Source organism: Clostridium sp. AM27-31LB, from assembly GCF_003480745.1.
Taxonomy (GTDB): Bacteria; Bacillota; Clostridia; order Lachnospirales; family Lachnospiraceae; genus Butyribacter; species Butyribacter intestini.
In genome coordinates this window covers 165,119-186,121 of sequence record NZ_QUJS01000004.1, presented here as the reverse complement: position 1 = coordinate 186,121, position 21,003 = coordinate 165,119, and the positions used below count along the sequence as shown (strand labels likewise).

Below are 21,003 nucleotides of genomic sequence, written 5' to 3'. Positions count from 1 at the left end.
TCATCATTTATTGTTTTTGCGTTTTTCAGCCAGATTATTTGTAACTCTGTTGTAAAGCTCTACCGCTGCGTTATATCCCATCTTTTTCTGTCTGTGGTTTACTGCTGCGGATTCGCAGATTATCGCAACATTTCTACCCGGTCTTATCGGAATCGAATGACACACTACCTTGCTGTCAAGAAACTCTATATACTGCTCCTCAAGTCCGAGTCTGTCATATTCCTGTTCTTTATTAAATTCTTCAAGCTTGATTACAAGATCTATCTCCTGCCAGTCCTTAACACTCTCAACACCGAAAAGTGCTTTCGCATCAATAATTCCTATGCCTCTAAGCTCAATAAAATGTCTTGTAATATCAGGTGAACTTCCTATAAGTGAGTTGTCACTCACTCTCTTTATCTCAACTACATCATCCGAAACAAGACGATGACCTCTGTGGATAAGCTCAAGTGCTACTTCTGATTTACCAATTCCACTCTCACCCATGATAAGTACACCCTCGCCGTATATGTCTACAAGTACGCCGTGAACAGAACATCTTGGTGCAAGCTCAGCTCCAAGCCATCTTATAAGTTCAGCCATAAACGGTGATGTCGCTTTGCGGCTTCTAAGAAGAGGTACACGATATTTGTTTGCAAGAGCAACTATCTCATCCTCTACCCATATCTCCCTGCAATACACGATACATGGTGGCTGCCCTTTATCCTCGCTTCCTGCCATGATTCTTTCCATCATTGCCACACTATGCTCCATGCCTTTCTGCTGCATATATGTGTGTTCTACATGACCGATTATCTGAATACGGCTTGAATCAAAATAGTCAAAATATCCTGCAAGCTGTAATGCCGGTCTGTTTACTTCATTTTGCGTTATCTTAATGTCGTTTATATCGACATCCGGTGTGCAATTTTCCAATTTAAGTGCCTCTATCATATCTTTAAGAGACACGCTGTATTCTCCCTGCATCATTCCTTTGCTCCTCCTTGATGAAAAAATTTATAAACACTTGCCGCTGCTTTTTCATTCATACTTTCTGCCTGTGCAAGTTCATCTATCGCTGCATTTTTTATCGCTTCTATTGATGCGAAATGTTTCATAAGAGCTTTACGCCTTTTCTCTCCGATACCCGGAATATCATCCAGTATCGACTTTACCTGCTCTTTGCTCCTGAGTGAGCGGTGGTATTCTATGGCAAAACGATGTACCTCGTCCTGTATTCTTGTCATCAGGCGAAATCCCTCACTGTTTGTATCTATAGGTATCTCATGTTCATCAAAAAACAGTCCTCTCGTCCTGTGGTTGTCATCCTTTACCATTCCACACACGGGAATGTCTATGTCAAGCTCTGAGAGAACCTGCATTGCTATGTGAACCTGTCCGACACCTCCATCCATCATTATAAGATCCGGAAACTTTGTAAAACTTCCAAACTCAGTAGAAAATTTTTTTTCATTTAACTGTTCTATCTCCATAAGACCATGACTGAATCTGCGTTTTAGTACCTCATACATACTGGCATAGTCGTTTGGTCCCTCTACTGTTTTTATCCTGAATTTTCTGTATTCACTTTTTTTAGGTTTGCCATCGTCGAATACAACCATTGAGCCGACCGATAAAAAACCACTTATATTTGATATGTCATAGGACTCAACCCGCGATACATCTTCAAGACCCAGCCATCCTGAAATCTGTTTCATGGCTCCCGTAGTCCTCTCCTCCTCACGCTTTATCTTTTCCATATCCTTTGTGAGAACCATAGCGGCATTTTTATGTGCAAGCTCGACAAGTCTTTCTTTCTGTCCCTTTTTCGGAACAATGATACTGACTTTGCCGCCCCTTTTTTCACTGAGCCACTTTTCTATCAGCTCAGACTCCGTCACTTCATATTCTACCATGACTTCACGAGGAATAAAAGGTGTTCCGGCATAAAATTGTTTAATAAATGCCTGAAGCATATCATTTTCTTTCTCGCCGTAACTTCCCTTTAAGTGAAAATGATCCCTGCCGATAAGTTTTCCCTCTCTTATAAAGAAAACCTGTACTACAGCTTCCTCATTTGTCCTCGCAAGTGCAACAACATCCCTGTCCATTCCGCCAAAATCATTTATCTTCTGTTTCACGGACATTTTCTTTACACTTTCTATCAAATCCCTGCAGACTGCCGCCTGCTCATATTCCATTTTTTCAGATGCCTCATACATCTTTTCCTCAAGATATTCGATAACCTGCTTATAATCGCCCTCTATCAGCTTTAAAGCCTTATTAAAATTCTTGTTATATTCCTCTTTGCTGATATAGCCCTGACACGGTGCATTGCATTTTCCGATATGATAATTAAGGCATGGTCTTTCTTTTCCTATATCTCTCGGAAGAACTCTGCGGCAGGTTCTTATCCGGTATATCTTATGTGCAAATTCAAGCGTATCCCTAGCAGCCGTCACATTCGTAAACGGTCCGAAATATTTGCACTTATCTTTTTTTTGCTGTCTTGAATAAATAAGTCTCGGAAAATCTTCATAAACCGTTGCCTTTATATAAGGATAAGTCTTGTCATCCTTGAGCATTGTGTTGTATTTCGGCTCATGCTCTTTTATAAGATTGTTCTCAAGAACGAGAGCCTCCACCTCGGAGTCAGTGATTATATATTCAAAATGGTCTATCTGGGAAATCATTCTCTCAATCTTTGGAGATACTCTCCTGCCCGCCTGAAAATACTGTCTCACCCTGTTTTTTAGGCTTATCGCCTTTCCTACATATATGATGGCATCACTCTTGTCATGCATCAGATAAACACCGGGCTTTGCAGGCAGTTTCTTTAATTCTTCTTTTATGTCAAACACTTTTTTTAACCACCTGCCCCTCCCTTTTTTATAACAGCAATTTATTAAAATTTTTCTTCGTCAGTGTCCTCTGCATTTTCCTTTGACAATGTAACTGTTTTGTTTTCTATGCTTTGAGCTTCCGTATTCTCTACTTCTCTGTTCTCTGCTTCTGCATTTTGAGCCTCTATATTTACTGCTTTTTTATCTTCACTGTCCTGTGCAGCTTCTTCATTTTCTTTCTTCTTTGAAGCAGGTGTCATAAATTTATTTATAACATTTGCAACACCATCCTCATTGTGTGAGAGTGTTACATAGTCTGCCGCCTGTTTTACTTTGTCCTGTGCATTGCCCATTGCAACACCCATTCCGGCATATCTGAGCATTGGCATATCATTTATGCTGTCACCGACGCAGATAACTTTTTCCCTGTTTATATCGAGATAACGCATAAGTTTCTCAACTGCAACTCCCTTGTCAACATACTTTGGAAGAAGTTCAACAAAATGAGGGTCTGAACGGAACACATTGACCTTATCACCAAACATCTCTCTCATATGTTTTTCAATGTTTTTCATGCTGTCAGGCTCACCACTGAGCATTATCTTGTTAAATCCAAAGTTTACGACTTTGACAAAATCATCTGTCTCCCTGACAGCAACATCACAATCCCTTGCATCAGCGTCTATATATCTCGTCACACCATTTGCGGCGATAAGTTCTTTTTCGGCATCATTATAAACAGCTATTGAAACCTCTGCCTTAACTGCTTCTTTATATACCGGTTCTAATATCTCACCAGGAACCATCTGATTATAGATGCACTCACCTGTCTTACAGTTTACTACAGTAGTTCCGTTGTAAGCGATAACAAATCCACCGAACTTTTCAAGCTGTATTTTTGACGCGTTTTTTCTGATACCTGCTATTGAGCGTCCCGATGCTATGGCAATCTTCTTACCTCTCTTCTGAGCATCAACGATTGTCTCTACCGTCTTTTCGCTTATCTGCTTGTCTGAATCAAGCAAAGTTCCATCAACATCGATAACTATCGCATCATAAAGGTCACCCTCAGGTTCTTCTATTCCTTTTACTTTGCGGAATATCTTCATAAATTCCTTACCGGTGATTGTCTCATGCTTGATAAGAAATTCTGCAAGTTTGTCAAGTGCATCCCTGTCACCTCTTAAAAGCTCCTCAGCTTTTGCATAGCACTCTTTAAGAATACGCATAACTTCCTGATCTATCTCTGCTTCTGTCGCATCACCACAGTTTAATACAGTTCTTCCGTCAAGATATTTATTCTGAACCGATTCTAGTCCTATCATTCCAAACTTGTCCGTCATTCCATACTGAGTTACCATCGCTCTTGCAAGTGATGTAGCTTGTTCTATATCATTTGACGCTCCTGTCGTGATTGAGTTAAATACAATCTGCTCTGCGGCACGTCCACCGAAAAGTGTCGTTATTCTTGTCAATATCTCATCTTTGCTCATAAGATACTTTTCTTCCTCAGGCACCTGCATAACATAACCTAAAGACCCCATCGTTCTTGGAACTATTGTAATCTTTTGCACCGGCTCGGCATCTTTTTGCAATGCCGTTACGAGAGCATGACCTACCTCATGGTAAGCAACTATTCTCTTTTCTTCTTTTCCTAATATCCTGTCTTTCTTTTCCTTACCTGCAATGACAACCTCGACTGCCTCAAAAAGATCTGCCTGGCTTACTGCTTTTCTTCCTGCACGGACCGCCATTATCGCACCCTCATTTATCATATTGGCAAGATCTGAACCTACGGCACCACTCGTTGCAAGTGCAATCGCATCAAAATCTACAGAATCGTCCATAAGTACATCTTTTGCATGAACCTTAAGAATATCAACACGACCCTTAAGGTCAGGTTTTTCAACGATTATCCTCCTGTCAAATCGACCCGGACGAAGAAGTGCCTTATCAAGTACCTCAGGTCTGTTTGTAGCACCGAGTATTACAAGACCTTTTGATGAATCAAAACCATCCATCTCTGACAGCAACTGGTTGAGTGTCTGCTCTCTCTCATCATTTCCGCCACCGTACTGGCTGTCCCTGCTCTTTCCTATCGCATCTATCTCGTCAATGAAGATGATACACGGAGCCATAGACTGTGCCTGTTTAAACAAATCTCTTACTCTCGATGCACCTACACCGACAAACATCTCAACAAAATCTGAACCTGAGAGTGAGAAGAAAGGTACTCCTGCCTCACCCGCAACTGCCTTTGCAAGAAGTGTCTTACCTGTTCCCGGAGGTCCTACAAGAAGTGCACCCTTAGGAAGTTTTGCACCTATCTCAGTATATTTTCCCGGATTATTAAGGAAATCAACGAGTTCATTAAGAGACTCCATAGCCTCCTCCTGTCCCGCAACATCCTTAAATGTAACACCGGTTGCCTTTTGCACATACATCTTTGCCGTGCTCTTTCCGACTCCCATCATACCGCCTGAATTTTTTGACATCATGCGGAAAACAAAAAACAGTCCGCCCCAGAGCAATAATATAGGCAGCAATGTTGTTATAAGCATATACATAAGGCTTGAAGAACCTGACGAAACTTCTTTTGAAAACTCAACATTCGCTTTTTCAAGCCTTGTTATAAGGTTATAATCCATTGATATAACACCTGTATAATATGTTACTTTATAAATATTATTTGCCTGCTGTGCCGGTGTTATCTTAATCTCATCTGATGTTATAACTACCTTTGACACCTGACCATTATCAAGCATCTGTAAAAACTGGTCGTAAGTTATCTCCTTATTTGAAGCTTTCTCAACCTGACTGTTCATAAATGAGAACATGAGAAATATAACTAATGCCACAACCAGACAAACTATTATGCTTCTTCTATTTTGATTTTTTTTCGGATCCTGATTATTATTATTTTCCATCTGCAAGACCTCCCCGTTTTATTCTATGATGTTGAGGTCAAAAAGTCTTTTGACCCTAAAATCATTCTATCCGTATTATTATAAAGCTACTTGCCGTATAAATCAATAACCTACAATCTGAATAAAATGTGAAATAATCTTTATAAAATATAAACCGCATACATTTTTGTGTATTTTATACAAAAAAAATCATAAATACTGTCATAAATACTAATTGAACAAAATATACTTTATGAGTTATAATAGAAGATATTTGTTATTGACAAATAAGAAAAACGATAATAAAAATATTTATTTATGAAAAGCAAAATCTACGGCTAGCGTACTGTATCATTGATACACTGCACTAGAGTCGATAACAATCTGATAACATTTTTGGACATACTAAAAGTAATAAAATACAAGGAGGATATTTTAATGGCAGTCAAATATGTATTTGTAACTGGTGGCGTTGTTTCCGGTCTTGGAAAAGGTATCACAGCAGCATCTTTAGGAAGATTGCTCAAAATGCGTGGATACAGTGTAACAATGCAGAAGTTCGATCCATATATCAATATTGACCCGGGTACTATGAATCCGGTACAGCATGGTGAGGTTTTCGTAACAGATGATGGTGCTGAGACAGATCTTGACCTCGGACATTATGAGCGTTTCATCGATGAAAGTCTTACAAAACAGTCAAATGTGACAACCGGTAAGGTTTACTGGTCAGTTCTTAACAAAGAACGCCGTGGTGATTATGGCGGAGGTACGGTTCAGGTAATCCCTCATATCACAAATGAGATAAAGAGCCGTTTTTACCGCAATGACGGCTGCAAGGATACACAGATAGCCATCATCGAAGTGGGCGGTACGGTAGGTGATATTGAAAGCCAGCCTTTCCTTGAGTCTATCCGTCAGTTCCAGCATGATATTGGACACGACAATGCTATCCTTATCCATGTGACACTTATTCCTTATCTTAAAGCCTCAGGCGAGATGAAAACAAAGCCTACTCAGGCGAGCGTAAAAGAACTTCAGGGAATGGGTATCCAGCCTGATGTTATCGTATGCCGTACAGAACTCCCTCTTGAAGAAGGGCTTAAGGATAAGATTGCACTTTTCTGTAATGTTCCTACAAAGAGTGTTTTGCAGAATCTTGATGTGGAGACACTTTACGAAGCTCCTCTCGCAATGGAAAAAGAACACCTCGCAGATGTAGTATGTGAAAAACTCTGTCTTGACTGCCCAGAACCTGACATAACTGAGTGGCAGAATATGGTTGACACACTTAAAAACCTTGATAAAGATGTTACTGTCGCACTTGTCGGCAAATATACATCACTTCATGATGCTTATATCAGTGTTGTTGAATCCTTAAAACACGGCGGACTTGCACATAAGAGCAATGTCAACATCAAATGGATTCCTTCCGAAGAATTAAATGAAGACAATGCTTCAGAGCTTCTCGGCGATGTCAGCGGAATATTAGTTCCGGGCGGATTTGGTGACAGAGGAATAGACGGTAAGATAACTGCCATCAAATATGCGAGAGAAAACAACATTCCATTCCTCGGTCTTTGCCTCGGAATGCAGCTTGCGATAGTTGAGTTTGCAAGACATGTTGTAGGTTTCCATGATGCACACAGTATCGAGCTTGATCCTCAGACCACACACCCTGTTATCCATCTTATGCCTGAGCAGGATGGTATCGAGGACATTGGCGGTACATTAAGACTCGGCTCTTATCCATGTGTACTTGATAAAACTTCAAAAGCCTATGAGCTTTACGGTGAGGAAACTATCCATGAGAGACACAGACACCGCTACGAAGTAAACAATTACTACCGTGAAGATTTAGAAAAAGCAGGGCTTCTCCTCTCAGGACTTTCTCCTGACGGAAGAATTGTTGAGATGTGTGAGATACCTACTCATCCGTGGTTTATCGCAACACAGGCTCATCCTGAATTCAAATCAAGACCAAACAGACCACATCCTTTATTCAAGGGATTTGTTGGTGCTGCACTTAAATATCAGGACGAAAACAAATAAAATGATGCAAAGGTCAAAGGCAGACAGCAATGCTGCAGTCCATGGCATCAGTTGGGGGCAAAATGCCATTTGACCACAACATTATAAGATATATGCATACAAATGAAGTGCCTGCCCCTGTTTTTCAGTGGCAGGCATTTTCATATACATTAAAACAAATTTTGTGTCTGTGCACACATGACACAAATATAATATTAAAAAGTGTGCAGAAATGGGGATAAATATGAAAACAACAAACACTAACAAACACAACTCAGGTCGCCAGCCGTTTTTTATGGCTCTCGCCCTTTTTCTCTGTTGTGCAATTATCGTATGTATAACAGGACAGCAAAATGACGGCTATGCATCATCACAGAATAACACACAGGTAAATTCCGTGAAAGCGGCTGCCACTGCTGCTTCGGGAAGTGCTGTCTCCAGCGGAAGTGCTGTCTCATCTAAAGAGCTTCGCGGTGTGTGGGTGTCATTTTTAAGCTATAGCAACAAGGGATACACAAAGAAAAGTTTCACCAACTACATAACAAAAGTTTTCAAAAAATGTAAATCAAACGGATATAACACGGTATTTGTCCACGCACGAATGTTTTCAGATGCAATGTATCCATCTAAATATTTTCCGTGGTCAGTATATGCATCAGGAACTGCCGGAAAAAATCCGGGATTTGATCCGTTAAAGATAATGGTCGATAAAGCTCATGGAATGGGACTTTCAGTCCATGCATGGCTCAATCCTTACAGGATTTCTTCATTGACAACAAACATAAATACACTTCCAAAAAGCTCATATGCATATAAATGGGCGAAATCTTCTTCAAAGGCAAAGAGAAGAAATGTATTAAAATACAATGGTGGACTCTATTACAATCCCGCAAAACCTGATGTGCGAAATCTTATCAACAACGGAGTAAAAGAGATAGTTAAAAATTATAATGTAGACGGAATACATTTTGATGATTACTTCTACCCAAATCTTGGAACTGCATACAAGAAAAACTTTGACCGACCTGAATATAATTATTATGTCAAAGCCAGAAAAAAGAGTGGCAAAAAATATTACGGCATCGTAAATTGGAGAAGACAAAATGTTGACCTGCTTATCAAAAAAGTTTACAAAACAGTAAAAACAACAAGAAAAAAAGCTGTCTTTGGTGTAAGTCCTGCCGGAAATCTTGACAATCTCTATCTAAACAACAGTTATTACTGTGATGTTAAAAAATGGATGTCATCAACCGGCTATATCGACTATATCTGCCCTCAGATATACTGGACATTCACACATACTGTATGCCCTTACAAAGCAACTTGCAAACGATGGGCAAATCTGAAAAGAAATAAAAATGTAAAACTCTATATAGGTCTTGCAGGATACAGAGCCGGTCTTTCAAAGGCACAGGCAAAAGCCGTGTACGACATAGGCTGGTCAAAAAGCAACACCATCTTAAAGCGTGAAGTTTTATATGGAAGAAGCACTAAGAAAGTCAGCGGTTATGTTCTGTTCTCATATGCTGACCTCAACAGAAAAGCAGCGGCAAAAGAGATTGCTAATCTTAAGAAGGTTTTTAAGTGATTTATTTGGTTAACGGCTAACGGACGGAGAAGCCGTATATATAATTCCTCGATGTCACGCGCACGCTTACAAGCACGCAGCGGATACATAACGCACCTAAATACTGTGCGTAAGTACCGGCATGCTTGTAAATGCCATTACAGAATTATATATACGGCTTCTCCTGTTTGTTATCATAATTTCAAAAAATATACTATAATCCAAAATCAATCAACAAGACACTCCCTATTGGTTCCGTAGAAAATGTCGTCCCTGCCTGCCATCATTTTACAGAATTTTTCTATTCTGTCCCAGTTATTGTTTACATCAAATTCATAGCTGTGTCCCCACACATAAAACAGCATCGGCTCATCCTCTTTTGGTTCTGCTTTTATGAATTTTTCGGCAAGTTCAAACAGCATTTCATCATCGTGGTGACAGGTTGCTTTTAATTTTATAGGTTCTTTTGGTATTTCAAACGAATGTGATGACTCTACTGTTCTTCCATATTTTATTCCGATTGATTTGAGATACTCAGCTACCGTATCATTCACACAGCCATACGCATATGCCATTCCTACAGGATATGTGCCATATATTTTTTCAATATTTTTCATATCCGTTATAAATTCTTTGTCAAGTTCCTCTTTTGTCATATCTGTTGGTGCTGCATGAGTAAGACCATGTGTTGCTATCTCATGTCCTTTATAAAGCTCGGCAAGTCCATCCTGTTTCATCCTGTTTATGTGCACACCCTCTATTTCAAAATTACTTTCAGGAGACTGTATTCCTGTGTTTAGATTAAATGTTGCTTTCATACCATATCTGTTAAATATCTCAACAAGTTTTCTGTCCTGCTCTATTCCATCATCATAACTGAATGTAAGTGCTTTCCTGTATTTCATTATATCTTTCTTCCTTTCTGTTACATCATTATATACTTATAATATTGGGACAAAAATTTTTTGTCACCCAGCTATTCTCATATACACTGAAATTTTTGTAGTTGAATTTTCACATACACACAACAAAAAATTCTCTCTAAATATATTTGTATGTGGAATTTTTCTGTCGTAGTCTGCTTTATTTAATAATGTTTTTAATCACCTCAATATCATCTCCTGTGATTTCAGCTATCTGCTCTATCGTAAGATTAGCTTTATACATATTTTTGATAACTTCCTTTTCTTTTTTGTCCTGTTGCAACTGTTTCTTCTGAAAATCAATTATCTTGTCATTTAGTTCTACATTCATTCCCTTAAGTTCCGTATTCTCTCCTTCTAGCTGAGTATTTTTCCCCTTCAGTTCTGTATTCTCACCTCTTAACTCCTTGTTCTCAGCCTTAAGTTCATCTACCATATACTTTACCGTATTTTCATCTAATATTCTTAATGCTTCTGAATACATATCAAACACCTCCTCAGGTTTTACAAGATATTCTGCCATCTCAATATATATTTCTTCCAGCCACGGATATTTTTCGATATTTCTATCTATCTTCTCTATATCATCAGTTACAAGAAGTGACAGCCATGCATTTACATCCGTTCTTTTATTATTTCCTTTATCATTACTTAAATAATATTCGCTTTTCTTAAACTCGTCAAGTGCTATTATATAACATTCCTGATACATTTCCATATCAAGTCCAGTGTCAAATTTCATTCTTCCCTTATGCAGATATTCACCTTTTAAATTCTCAGATTTACAGATTGACGGTGAATTTTCGTATATTACTATTGTTATCACTTTATTAAGATCTTTGTATGTAAAATAATTTCCTTTTTCTGATTTTACCTTTGCATACTGTCTCGTCATTGTGTCAGCCAGGTAGCAGGTTATCCTTTGCCCCGGAAATGTATATGGAATTTTTTGTATTTCTACATTTACAAGTGAACCATCCTCCAGTTCAACCAGCATATCCATTATGAGAAGTGATGCTTCATTAACTATCCTGTTTTCATTTGGCAGCATACATTTTACTGTTACTTTTTCACCCAGCACCGAACTGATAAAATCTGATAATCTTTCTGAATGAATGTCAACTGAAAACAGCTTTTTGAAAAAAGGGTCATATGTAAGCGGTAATGTTTTCTTTCCCGCCATATACTCCTGAAACCGCCTTTTCCATTCACCTGAAAGGGCAAGATAACCCTGATATAGCAATGGATTTTTTGATAATCTTCGTTCAAGTTCTTCTGCCTGACATGAATTTTCTTCTATATATCTTTTTAGTTTTGTTATGCCTTTTGTTTCTATATTATTACTTTTGATATTACTTTTTGTATTATCACTTTTGATATTATTGCTTTTTGCATTACTACTTTTTGCTTTGTTACTTTTTACATTATCACTTTCTGTATTGTTATTTTTTTCATCATTACTTTTTACATTATTACTTTTTATATTGTTGTTTTTGACATTGTCACTTTTTACATTATGTGTTTTTATTATCTTTTTGTCTTCCATATTCCTCCTCATTTTCGTATAAATGCTGTTAGTTACATGTCCACACCTACGGCATGACCGATACTTATTGTTTTTGTTGAATTTTTCATTGAACATCTGTGATTTTAGATGATTAATTAGAAAATTATAATTCATGAATTATTTTCGTTTTCCTTTAGTGATTTAATCATATCAGATATTTTTTAATTTTAATATGTATATATTGTATGAAATAATTTATATGTTTTATTACAACATAGATAATTTTATAATAATCAAACAAATAGTATTTTATGCAATGTGCATTATTTTCTCTGACTTTTTTGTGAATATATGACAAAAAAATCGACGCTTATCTACTGTAAACGCCGATGTAATCATTGTTTGCTTTACTTTTCTTGTTTGCCTCGCTTTCCGACCTGCTCTACTCTCTTGCCTGTATTATTACTTGTCTGTTTTACTTTCTTATTTGTATCACTTTTCTTTTTACTCTACTTCCTTGTTTGCTTTTCTATTTACACTACTTTCTTGTTTATATTATTACTTTTGGCATTATTAATTTCCAACCTACTTTTCTTTCCTGTCTGCCCTATTTCCCCTTTGCATCATTCCCTTTCTAAAAAAGAAAAACCAGCCACACGCTATTGCATGTGGCTGGTATATAATTTGTATTATCAAGATAAGTTTATCAACTTTTTAAAGTTTTCCCTCACTATCGCTCGGTCAATTATTTAACTTTAACAGTTACCTTTACTTTCTTGCTTCCTACTTTGATTGTTACAGGTACTTTGCTAACTTTCTTCTTCTTAGCCTTAAGTGAAACAACTACTTTACCCTTAGAAACTTTTGCTGACTTGTATGTCAAATATTTCTTCTTAGACTTAGGAATTGTAACCTTAACTGTATCTGTTGTAGCTTTCTTCTTGTTCTGAGCTTTAACCTTAACTGTAACCTTAGCTGTCTTATTCTTCTTAACTGTTACTTTCTTCTTAGCAGCCTTAGCTTTAGTTGTCTTGTTCTGAACATAAATCTTAATCTTAGCTGTCTTCTTTCCAGCCTTAAGTGTTACTGTACCATAGTATCCCTTATATTTCTTAGCTTTCTTAGGTACTGTAATCTTAATCTTCTTGCTTGATGTAACCTTAACTGTAGCGTACTTCTTGTTAGCTTTCTTAGATACTTTAGCTTTGATTGTCTTACCCTTTGTATCCTTAGCTGTGTACTTAATTGTCTTAGACTTTCCTGCTGCGATAACAACTTTCTTAGCTACTGTAAATTTAGCTTTACTCTTTGCAGGCTTCTTTGTAGGAGCTGTTGTAGGCTGCTCTGAAGGAACTGCTGAAGGTGTTGTTGAAGCTGCCGGAGCTGTTGCTGTTGCTGCTGGAGCTGTTGCTGTAGCTGCTGGAGCTGTTGCTGTTGCTGCTGGAGCTGTTGCTGTAGCTACTGGTTTTGTTGATGGAGTTGTAGCTGCTGCTGTAACTTTAACAACGATTGTAGCAACTTTTGTCTTCTCTTCAACAACCTTCTCAACTGTCTTTTCTTCAACTGCTTTTGCAGCTTTCTTTGAAGATTTTAATGACTGTGTTGCTTTTGTTGCTTCTGTTGTTGCAGCTGGCTCTTTTGTTGCCTCTGTTGTTGCAGCTGGCTCTTTTGTTGCCTCTGTTGTTGCAGCTGGCTCCTTTGTTGCTTCTGGAGCTTTTGTTGCTTCTGGAGCTTTTGTTGCTTCTGGAGCTTTTGTTGCTACAGCTTCTTTTGTTGCTACTACAACTTTGCTTGCATAAACATCAACTATGTACTCTGCTGTTGCTGCATTTGTTGCTGCCTTTGCTATTGCAACAACACCGTTTGTTGCTGCACCAGTAAGTTCAACGCCTGCGAAAGTTGAAGGTTTTACAAATGTAATCTCTGCACTTGTTGCAACTTTTACATTCGTTTCAACTTTGATACTGTTTGTAGTACCTGCTGTTACTGCTAAAACCTGATCTTTAGCAGATGCCTTTCCATCACTTACATAAACACCTGAAACTACAAGTGCAGCTGTAAGAAACATAGAAAGGGCTTTTTTCATTCCTGTGGATAACTTCATTTCTGTTTCCCCCTTAATATTGGTTTAATTTTAGTTACATCAAGGATTTTAGCATGGTTTATAAAATCACGCAATCGTAAATTGTCCTAAAAACTTTGTATATTTTTCATTATTATAGGCAATTTTCAACAATAGTCATATGTTATATGTGATTTTTCCACAATTTACATTGATTTATGTGCATTTTTTTATGTAATATGCACTAAAAAGTATGGTATTGTTGTGTCATGACACATTTTTTTCAAATATTACATTTTTCTTAAGGTGATAATTAATTAGTAACAGTTCAGTACACTAGAATAGCCTTTCATTTCTGACATGAAATAAACAAAAGCTGCAAAGCAGCGGCTGACAGCTAGCTGGCAGGTTTATGAATGTAAGAAATGAAAGGCTGAACTGTTACTAATAACAATTAAAACTCAAATTTATTTGCAAAGTAATTCTCAAGGTCTTCTATCTTGATACGCTCCTGTTCCATTGAATCTCTGTCACGAACTGTCACTGCTCCGTCCTCTACTGAATCAAAGTCATATGTGATGCAATATGGAGTTCCTATCTCATCCTGACGGCGGTATCTCTTTCCGATATTTCCTCTGTCATCAAATTCACAATTGTATGTTTTGCTAAGCTTTGTATAGATTTCTTCTGCCTGCTCTGAAAGTTTCTTTGAAAGTGGAAGGACTGCAACCTTTACAGGTGCGATTGCCGGATGGAAATGCATTACGGTACGGGTATCTCCTCCCTCAAGTTCTTCCTCATCATATGCACTGCAGAGGAATGCAAGTGTCACACGGTCTGCTCCGAGTGATGGCTCGATTACATATGGAATATATTTCTCATTTGTCGAATCATCAAAGTAGCTCATGTCCTCACCTGATACATTCTGGTGCTGTGTAAGATCATAGTCTGTACGGTCAGCTATTCCCCAAAGCTCGCCCCATCCGAATGGGAAAAGAAATTCTATATCAGATGTTGCTTTACTGTAGAAAGAAAGCTCTTCTTTCTCATGGTCACGCACACGCATCTCTTCTTCTTTAATGCCAAGTGTTTTAAGCCAGTTGATACAATAATCTTTCCAGTATGCAAACCACTCAAGGTCTGTGTCAGGCTTGCAGAAAAATTCAAGTTCCATCTGCTCAAACTCTCTTGTACGGAATGTAAAGTTACCCGGTGTTATCTCATTTCTGAATGACTTACCTATCTGTCCGATACCAAATGGCACTTTCTTGCGTGATGTACGCTGAACATTTTTAAAGTTTACAAAAATACCCTGTGCCGTCTCAGGACGGAGATAAACCGTATTTTTAGCATCTTCGGTAACGCCCTGGAATGTCTTGAACATAAGATTGAACTGGCGAATTTCAGTAAAGTTGTGTTTTCCACATGAAGGGCAGGCAATCTCATGTTCCTCAATGTATTTCTGCATCTCTTCATTTGACCAGCCGTCAACACTTCCCTCTATCTCAATGCCGTTTTCCTGCATATAGTCTTCGATAATCTTATCTGCTCTAAATCTCTCATGACAATCTTTACAATCCATAAGCGGATCTGAGAAACTTCCAAGATGACCTGATGCTACCCATGTCTGAGGGTTCATAAGGATTGCACAGTCGATTCCTACATTGTACTTGCTCTCACGGATGAATTTCTTCCACCATGCCTGTTTAACATTATTTTTAAGCTCAACACCAAGGTTTCCATAATCCCATGTATTTGCAAGTCCGCCATATATCTCTGACCCCGGATAAATAAAACCTCTTGCTTTTGCAAGTGCAACCATCTTGTCCATTGTCTTTTCCATGTCGTTTTCCTCCAATTTCTGTTAGTTCGTTTTAAATTGTTTATTACGCACACAATAAGTAAACCATAACTATTATTGTGCATATGTGTACCCATTGTATAAAACCAACAGGTTTCCTGCTTCATTGTCCTTGCAACCGGCTAACTCCGCAGGTATTCAAACACTTATACAAAAATATACCATTGAACCTCATTTATTGCAATGTTTTCAGACAATAAAGTCCAAAGTCTTAAATTTATGCGGCAGATACCTTGTAAGATAACTTTTCATAAACCGCTTTAATTCATCGAGCACACTGTCAGTGACCGTAAAAGCATAAAGCTTTTCAGGGGTACTTGTAAGTATATACTGTAATGTGTATTTCGCATCTGCACTAAGCACCATCGGATATTCTTTTGAAAGCTTTTTGTCTTTTGCCGCACATTCCCGACAGATAAGACCGCCCTCTGAAAGATATACACTATGTACTTCCTCTTTTCCGCAGCGCAGACACCTGAAAAGTTCCAGCCCCTCACCTTCCGTCAGCATAAGACGCATCTCAAATATAACTCTTATAAGTTCAAACGATATTCTTCTGTTTTGAAGTGCACGCATAGTAATATACATCAGCAGAAGTTCCTCCGCCGCCTCAATACCCTCCCTTGAAAGATACTGTACCATTTCAGCAAAATATGATGCATAACACAATGCATCATAATCCGTCGTAATCTCTTCAAAATAAGTTTCTATATCTCCACTCACAAGATTGTAAGCATTTCTTCCCTCATAAAAGGTAAATTTTCCAAATGTAAAAGGAACCGTACACGCCGAAAGGGTGCTGTTTAATCTCCTGGCACCCCTTGCAAACGCTGATATACGACCTCTTTCTTTTGTGAGAACCTCCACCCTCTTATCAAATTCTTTCATCGGTGATGCCGTCAGTATCATCCCGGTAAATGTAACTGTCTCTGCCATCTTTTCTTTCCTTATCAGCAATTTCACTGTCATCAAAGCTGTTTCTTATCTCAGTCCTGTACTTAAGATAATCCTCTACGCTTCCAGTACTGACAAATCTCGTCCATAAATCCTCATCATGTTCCATCATCTCCACACTCATATAAAGAAACCTCCTTTGTATTTCTATATCTGCTACTAATATGATTTGTATGATGAAACGATTATATTCCTGCATTTATTTCCATATATGGTAATACACATTTAGATTTGAACAAACCTATTGCAAAAAAATATGTATATGTTTTTTCGGCATGCTATTTACTGCTCCAGCTCCTTACTGTCATAACCAAAGTTCTTCATAAGAAAATCGCTGTCTCTCCAGTCTTTCTTGACCTTGACCCACAGCTTAAGATTAACCTTACAGTCCAGCAGATTTTCAATATCTCTCCTCGCATCTGAGCCTATCTTTTTGAGCATACTTCCCTGCTTTCCTATTATAATACCCTTGTGGGAGTTTCTCTCACAGACTATCGTGGCATCTATATCTATGATATTGCTTCCTCTGCGTTCTCTCATCCTGTCAATGCCGACAGCTATTCCATGCGGTACTTCCTCGCTTAGATTTCTAAGAGCTTTCTCCCTTATCATCTCGGCAACTATCTGTCTCTCCGGCTGGTCCGTAATAGTATCTTCATCGTAATAGCAAGGTCCCTCCTCAAGATGACTGAATATAGTTTTCATAAGATCTTCCGTATTTTCACCTTTAAGTGCCGATACCGGAACAATATCATCAAAATCAAGCAAATCCTTGTAAGTTGAGATAAAAGTGAGTATTTCTGCTTTTGAAACCGTGTCTATCTTGTTGATAACAAGAACCACGGGTGTGTCAACATTTTTAAGCTGCTCGGCGATATGTCTCTCACCTGCACCTATAAAGGTCGTTGGCTCAACAAGCCATAATATAACATCAACTTCCTTTAATGTACGCTCGGCAACGGATACCATGTACTCGCCAAGTTTATTTTTAGCCTTGTGAATACCGGGAGTGTCAAGAAAGATTATCTGTCCTTCCTCACCTGTATAAACAGTCTGGATACGGTTTCTCGTCGTCTGCGGTTTATTTGATGTTATGGCTATCTTCTGACCGATAAGTCTGTTCATAAGGGTTGATTTGCCGACATTTGGTCTGCCTATAAGGGTCACAAAACCCGATTTGAATTTCTTCATGTAAATCCTCCGTATATATACTATAATTATTGCGAAACTGATTATATTATATGTTACTTGCACATCTCTAACAAATAATAACGCAGGCACGCTCTCGCTGCCTGTCACTCGCAGCAGTACATAAGTCAGTGAAAAAGCAATAATATATAAATAATAGTCAGGCGGATATTAGCAATCCGCCTTTCTACTTGCCTGATATTCCTATGATAGTGGTTTGATTACTTCAAACATTGAAGCTTCATCTTTTATATGCTGCTCGTTTCCGATTACACAGATGTTTTCTGCATCTGCTACTTTTCTCACTGCGTCCGCTGTTTTTCTTATATCTTCTTTTGTACAGGCGAGTATCTGGTCTCTCTCTTTTTGCAATACTTCAAGCGGTGTTTTTGTGAGATAAATGTTCATTGAACGTTTTCCATCCATTGCCGGTGTGAGCGGTGTGTCTAATCCGCTTATCGTTCCTATGATAGTTTTTGTGACTTCTCTCTCGTCTGCTTCATAAGTTGCAAGGTAATCTGCTGCTTTTTTATATACTTCATAAGTTGCTGAGAGATTAGGGTCTCTGTAAGATACAAAACTTCCTGAGCCGTCTCTTGTAAATTTGCACATTACTCCGTATGCTCCGCCTTTGACTCTCACTTCATTCCAGAGATAACCATAACTTAAAAGATGTCTTGTCACTGTCATCGCACCATCATTTACATCCGGCACATCTTTGTATGAACCTGACACTGCCGCATACTGTATTTCAGCAGGTGTTGAAAATGCTGTTTTTCTGTATTTCACATCAGGTCTGTATTTTTCAAGAGTGGAAACATCTGCCTTATTTTTCTTTTCAAAGTCGTCAAGTTTTCCGATAAAACTGCTCATTGCTTCTTCAAACTTAGCATAATCTTCATCATCACAGGTACATGATATAAGCATATTTTCTTTTTTAAACATTGCTTTTACAAGTTCTTCACAGCCTTTGATGAGTTTTTCTTTCTCCCCGTCAAAGTTTTCGTCAAGTTTTACAAGATAATCATAGTATCCTATTCCCATTGAATAGTCATTGTACCATCCGTCAACCGTAATTCCTGCCATGCTGTAACTTACCGCTGCCTGATGTCCGGCTGACATAAGACGCACTTTAAGTCTTGAGCGTGTCTCCGCCACGACTTCTCTCAAATGCTTCTCATCAGTGAACACTGTCTTAAACATCATTTCTGCCATAAGCCTTACAGTATCTTTTATCCTGCCTGCCAATGTCTTTGTCTTTACATCAAACTTAAGCTCTACATCCTCCAAATTATATAATGAATAGATATTTAAGTCAGAGCCGATACCACCCGAATAGAAATTAGTCTCCGTGTCAAACTCCCTGAATGTATGCTCTGTCGTATCCATATATCCAAGAAGTGTTGCAAGAAAACTTATCTGCGGTACATACTCCGAAAGACTGTTCACATCAAAGAGCATATCAAGATATATGATTCCATTTGTGTGTATGTCATGGTGAATAGTCTTTACTCCACATATCTGCTTTTCTTCATTGTGCAGCGGTCTTACTTTCTTTCTTATATCCTCCCTTTTAAGAAGCGGAATTTTCTCAAGCACTTCCTTAGGTGACTGCTCCTCCTGGTATGCTTTCAGAGCCTTTGTCTGTGCAACAAGCTCATCTAACTCCTCATCTGAGAGTGAAGCCTTGTAATCTTCAAGCTTTTTCGCAATTGCTTTCTCGTTTTCTAGTGCAAGTCCCGGCTTTGGATTCATCTCTACAAGAACTGCATGAGGATTGCCTAATATATATTCCTCGATAAGTTTCTCATAATAATCTGTTCCAAGTTTTTCTCTGAGATTTTTATATATATCTTCATATATAAGTCCGTCATATGGAAGCGTATCATCATAAAGCCATGTCTTAAATGTCTTTAATACATAGAGAAGTCCCTTTGGAAATCCCCCAAAATCAGCCTCTCTCTCCCTAAATTCCGTACTGTTTATCGCAGCTTCAAGATCTTTTCTATCAATTCCCTCTTTGACGATTTCTTTAAGTGTTGACACTATTACCTCATAAAATTTGTCCCTGAGTCCCGGCTTTGCATTTTTTGTAGTAATACTAAACATACTCTGTCTTAAAATATCGCAGAAATCAGCATCTATATCTGTTCCGATACCTGCATCTAGAATTGCCTGTTTAAGCGGAGCACCCGGCATTTCAAGAAGTACATATGAGATAAGTTCAAATGCCCTGCACTTTTCCTGGTCGAGTGTCACATCCATTGCCGTACAGAATGAATAATATGTCTTTTCTGAGCAGTCTGCATCTGTTGCGACCGCATATTCTGTTGAAAGAACTTTCATCTCATCAAAAGGTTTCTGTGGCTCAATATGTGAATCAATCTCTATTGCCGGAAAATTCTTAAGATAATTTTCATCCATCCAGTTTAATCTTTCCTCTATATCAACATCTCCATAAATACAAATATAACTGTTTACCGGATGATAATATTTTCTATGGAAATCAAGATACTCCTCATAAGTAAGGTCAGGAATGTTTTTAGGGTCTCCGCCGGACTCATGTGCATAAGTATTATCAGGGAAAAGGCTGTTCATCGTAAATCTCTCTAAAACACTTTCCTCTGAAGAATAAGCACCTTTCATTTCATTGTAAACAACACCGTTGTAGGTAAGCGGTGCATCCTTGCTCTCAAGCTCATAGTGCCAGCCCTCCTGCTTAAAGATTTCCTCATGCTTATATATATTTGGATAGAAAACGGCATCCATGTAAACACTCATAAGGTTTGCAAAATCTTTATCATTGTAGCTTGCAACCGGATACATAGTCTTGTCAGGATATGTCGTCGCATTAAGATATGTGTTTAATGAACCTTTTACAAGTTCCACAAACGGATCTTTTGCAGGATATTTTTCCGAACCACATAACACCGTATGCTCTATGATATGCGGCACTCCGGTCGCATCCTTAGGTGGTGTGCGGAATGCAATATCAAATACTTTATTATCATCTTCATTGCTGAATATAAGAACTCTCGCACCACTCAATTTATGCTTAAGTGTAAGCATAAAGCTGTCAACTTCTTTTACATACTCTCCATTTACCAACTCATAAGTTTCAGGTATTTTTACTTCATTTAAACTCTTAATACTCTTAGCCATCTAAAGCCTCCTAAATTTAT

13 protein-coding genes are annotated in these 21,003 nt (G+C 38.2%); 2 read left to right on the top strand and 11 right to left on the bottom strand.

Annotated features, from left to right (window positions below; genetic code table 11):
* Positions 1-3: 3 nt before the first annotated feature.
* From hprK to ftsH, 3 genes are read right to left on the bottom strand one after another with little or no spacing between them, the layout of a single operon-like run.
* Complete coding sequence (gene hprK, locus DW721_RS07945; protein ID WP_118745473.1) at positions 4-966, bottom strand: HPr(Ser) kinase/phosphatase; 963 nt, start codon at positions 964-966, stop codon at positions 4-6.
* Entirely contained in the window at positions 966-2,840 is a 1,875-nt protein-coding gene (uvrC, locus tag DW721_RS07940; RefSeq protein WP_022014411.1) for an excinuclease ABC subunit UvrC, read from the bottom strand. Before uvrC ends, hprK begins: the two co-directional genes overlap by 1 nt.
* A 44-nt stretch (positions 2,841-2,884) precedes the next feature.
* Positions 2,885-5,749, bottom strand: coding sequence for an ATP-dependent zinc metalloprotease FtsH (gene ftsH / locus DW721_RS07935; protein ID WP_022014410.1), 2,865 nt, complete (start codon positions 5,747-5,749; stop codon positions 2,885-2,887).
* A 417-nt stretch (positions 5,750-6,166) separates the two neighbouring features.
* Here ftsH and DW721_RS07930 point away from each other — a divergent pair, with 417 nt between their 5' ends.
* Positions 6,167-7,780 (top strand): CTP synthase, encoded by a 1,614-nt coding sequence (locus DW721_RS07930; RefSeq protein ID WP_022014409.1) that lies wholly within the window; start codon positions 6,167-6,169, stop codon positions 7,778-7,780.
* A 223-nt stretch (positions 7,781-8,003) separates the two neighbouring features.
* Complete coding sequence (locus tag DW721_RS07920) at positions 8,004-9,347, top strand: family 10 glycosylhydrolase (protein WP_182436266.1); 1,344 nt, start codon at positions 8,004-8,006, stop codon at positions 9,345-9,347.
* A 206-nt stretch (positions 9,348-9,553) separates the two neighbouring features.
* On the opposite strand, the gene DW721_RS07915 is transcribed toward DW721_RS07920, so the two are convergent.
* The 8 genes from DW721_RS07915 to DW721_RS07885 all read right to left on the bottom strand — a co-directional run bounded on the left by DW721_RS07915 (position 9,554) and on the right by DW721_RS07885 (position 20,983).
* A complete protein-coding gene (locus DW721_RS07915) occupies positions 9,554-10,231 on the bottom strand; it encodes a polysaccharide deacetylase family protein (protein ID WP_118745414.1) in 678 nt (225 codons plus the stop codon).
* Positions 10,232-10,409: 178 nt separating this feature from the next.
* A complete protein-coding gene (locus DW721_RS07910) occupies positions 10,410-11,795 on the bottom strand; it encodes a PD-(D/E)XK nuclease family transposase (protein WP_118745413.1) in 1,386 nt (461 codons plus the stop codon).
* A gap of 706 nt (positions 11,796-12,501) precedes the next feature.
* Positions 12,502-13,860: a hypothetical protein gene (locus tag DW721_RS07905; protein WP_118745412.1), complete on the bottom strand. Its 1,359-nt coding sequence runs from the start codon at positions 13,858-13,860 to the stop codon at positions 12,502-12,504.
* Positions 13,861-14,272: 412 nt separating this feature from the next.
* Positions 14,273-15,661: a glycine--tRNA ligase gene (locus DW721_RS07900; protein ID WP_022014826.1), complete on the bottom strand. Its 1,389-nt coding sequence runs from the start codon at positions 15,659-15,661 to the stop codon at positions 14,273-14,275.
* Positions 15,662-15,868: 207 nt separating this feature from the next.
* The gene (recO, locus tag DW721_RS07895; protein WP_182436265.1) at positions 15,869-16,615 is read right to left on the bottom strand and encodes a DNA repair protein RecO; all 747 of its coding nucleotides are present in this window, start codon (positions 16,613-16,615) and stop codon (positions 15,869-15,871) included.
* Positions 16,554-16,757 (bottom strand): hypothetical protein, encoded by a 204-nt coding sequence (locus tag DW721_RS15900; RefSeq protein WP_022014828.1) that lies wholly within the window; start codon positions 16,755-16,757, stop codon positions 16,554-16,556. Before DW721_RS15900 ends, recO begins: the two co-directional genes overlap by 62 nt.
* Positions 16,758-16,915: 158 nt before the next feature.
* Complete coding sequence (era, locus tag DW721_RS07890; protein ID WP_022014829.1) at positions 16,916-17,824, bottom strand: GTPase Era; 909 nt, start codon at positions 17,822-17,824, stop codon at positions 16,916-16,918.
* 201 nt (positions 17,825-18,025) lie between these two features.
* Positions 18,026-20,983, bottom strand: coding sequence for an insulinase family protein (locus DW721_RS07885; protein WP_118745410.1), 2,958 nt, complete (start codon positions 20,981-20,983; stop codon positions 18,026-18,028).
* Between the last annotated feature and the right edge of the window lie 20 nt (positions 20,984-21,003).

Excerpts from the sequence above, each read along its gene's own strand:
- DW721_RS07920 (WP_182436266.1), top strand. The coding sequence starts at position 8,004 with ATGAAAACAACAAACACTAACAAACACAACTCAGGTCGCCAGCCGTTT.
- era (WP_022014829.1), bottom strand. The coding sequence starts at position 17,824 with ATGAAGAAATTCAAATCGGGTTTTGTGACCCTTATAGGCAGACCAAAT.
- hprK (WP_118745473.1), bottom strand. The coding sequence starts at position 966 with ATGCAGGGAGAATACAGCGTGTCTCTTAAAGATATGATAGAGGCACTT.
- recO (WP_182436265.1), bottom strand. The coding sequence starts at position 16,615 with ATGGCAGAGACAGTTACATTTACCGGGATGATACTGACGGCATCACCG.
- DW721_RS07885 (WP_118745410.1), bottom strand. The coding sequence starts at position 20,983 with ATGGCTAAGAGTATTAAGAGTTTAAATGAAGTAAAAATACCTGAAACT.
- DW721_RS15900 (WP_022014828.1), bottom strand. The coding sequence starts at position 16,757 with ATGAGTGTGGAGATGATGGAACATGATGAGGATTTATGGACGAGATTT.
- DW721_RS07905 (WP_118745412.1), bottom strand. The coding sequence starts at position 13,860 with ATGAAGTTATCCACAGGAATGAAAAAAGCCCTTTCTATGTTTCTTACA.
- ftsH (WP_022014410.1), bottom strand. The coding sequence starts at position 5,749 with ATGGAAAATAATAATAATCAGGATCCGAAAAAAAATCAAAATAGAAGA.
- DW721_RS07915 (WP_118745414.1), bottom strand. The coding sequence starts at position 10,231 with ATGAAATACAGGAAAGCACTTACATTCAGTTATGATGATGGAATAGAG.
- DW721_RS07910 (WP_118745413.1), bottom strand. The coding sequence starts at position 11,795 with ATGGAAGACAAAAAGATAATAAAAACACATAATGTAAAAAGTGACAAT.
- DW721_RS07900 (WP_022014826.1), bottom strand. The coding sequence starts at position 15,661 with ATGGAAAAGACAATGGACAAGATGGTTGCACTTGCAAAAGCAAGAGGT.
- DW721_RS07930 (WP_022014409.1), top strand. The coding sequence starts at position 6,167 with ATGGCAGTCAAATATGTATTTGTAACTGGTGGCGTTGTTTCCGGTCTT.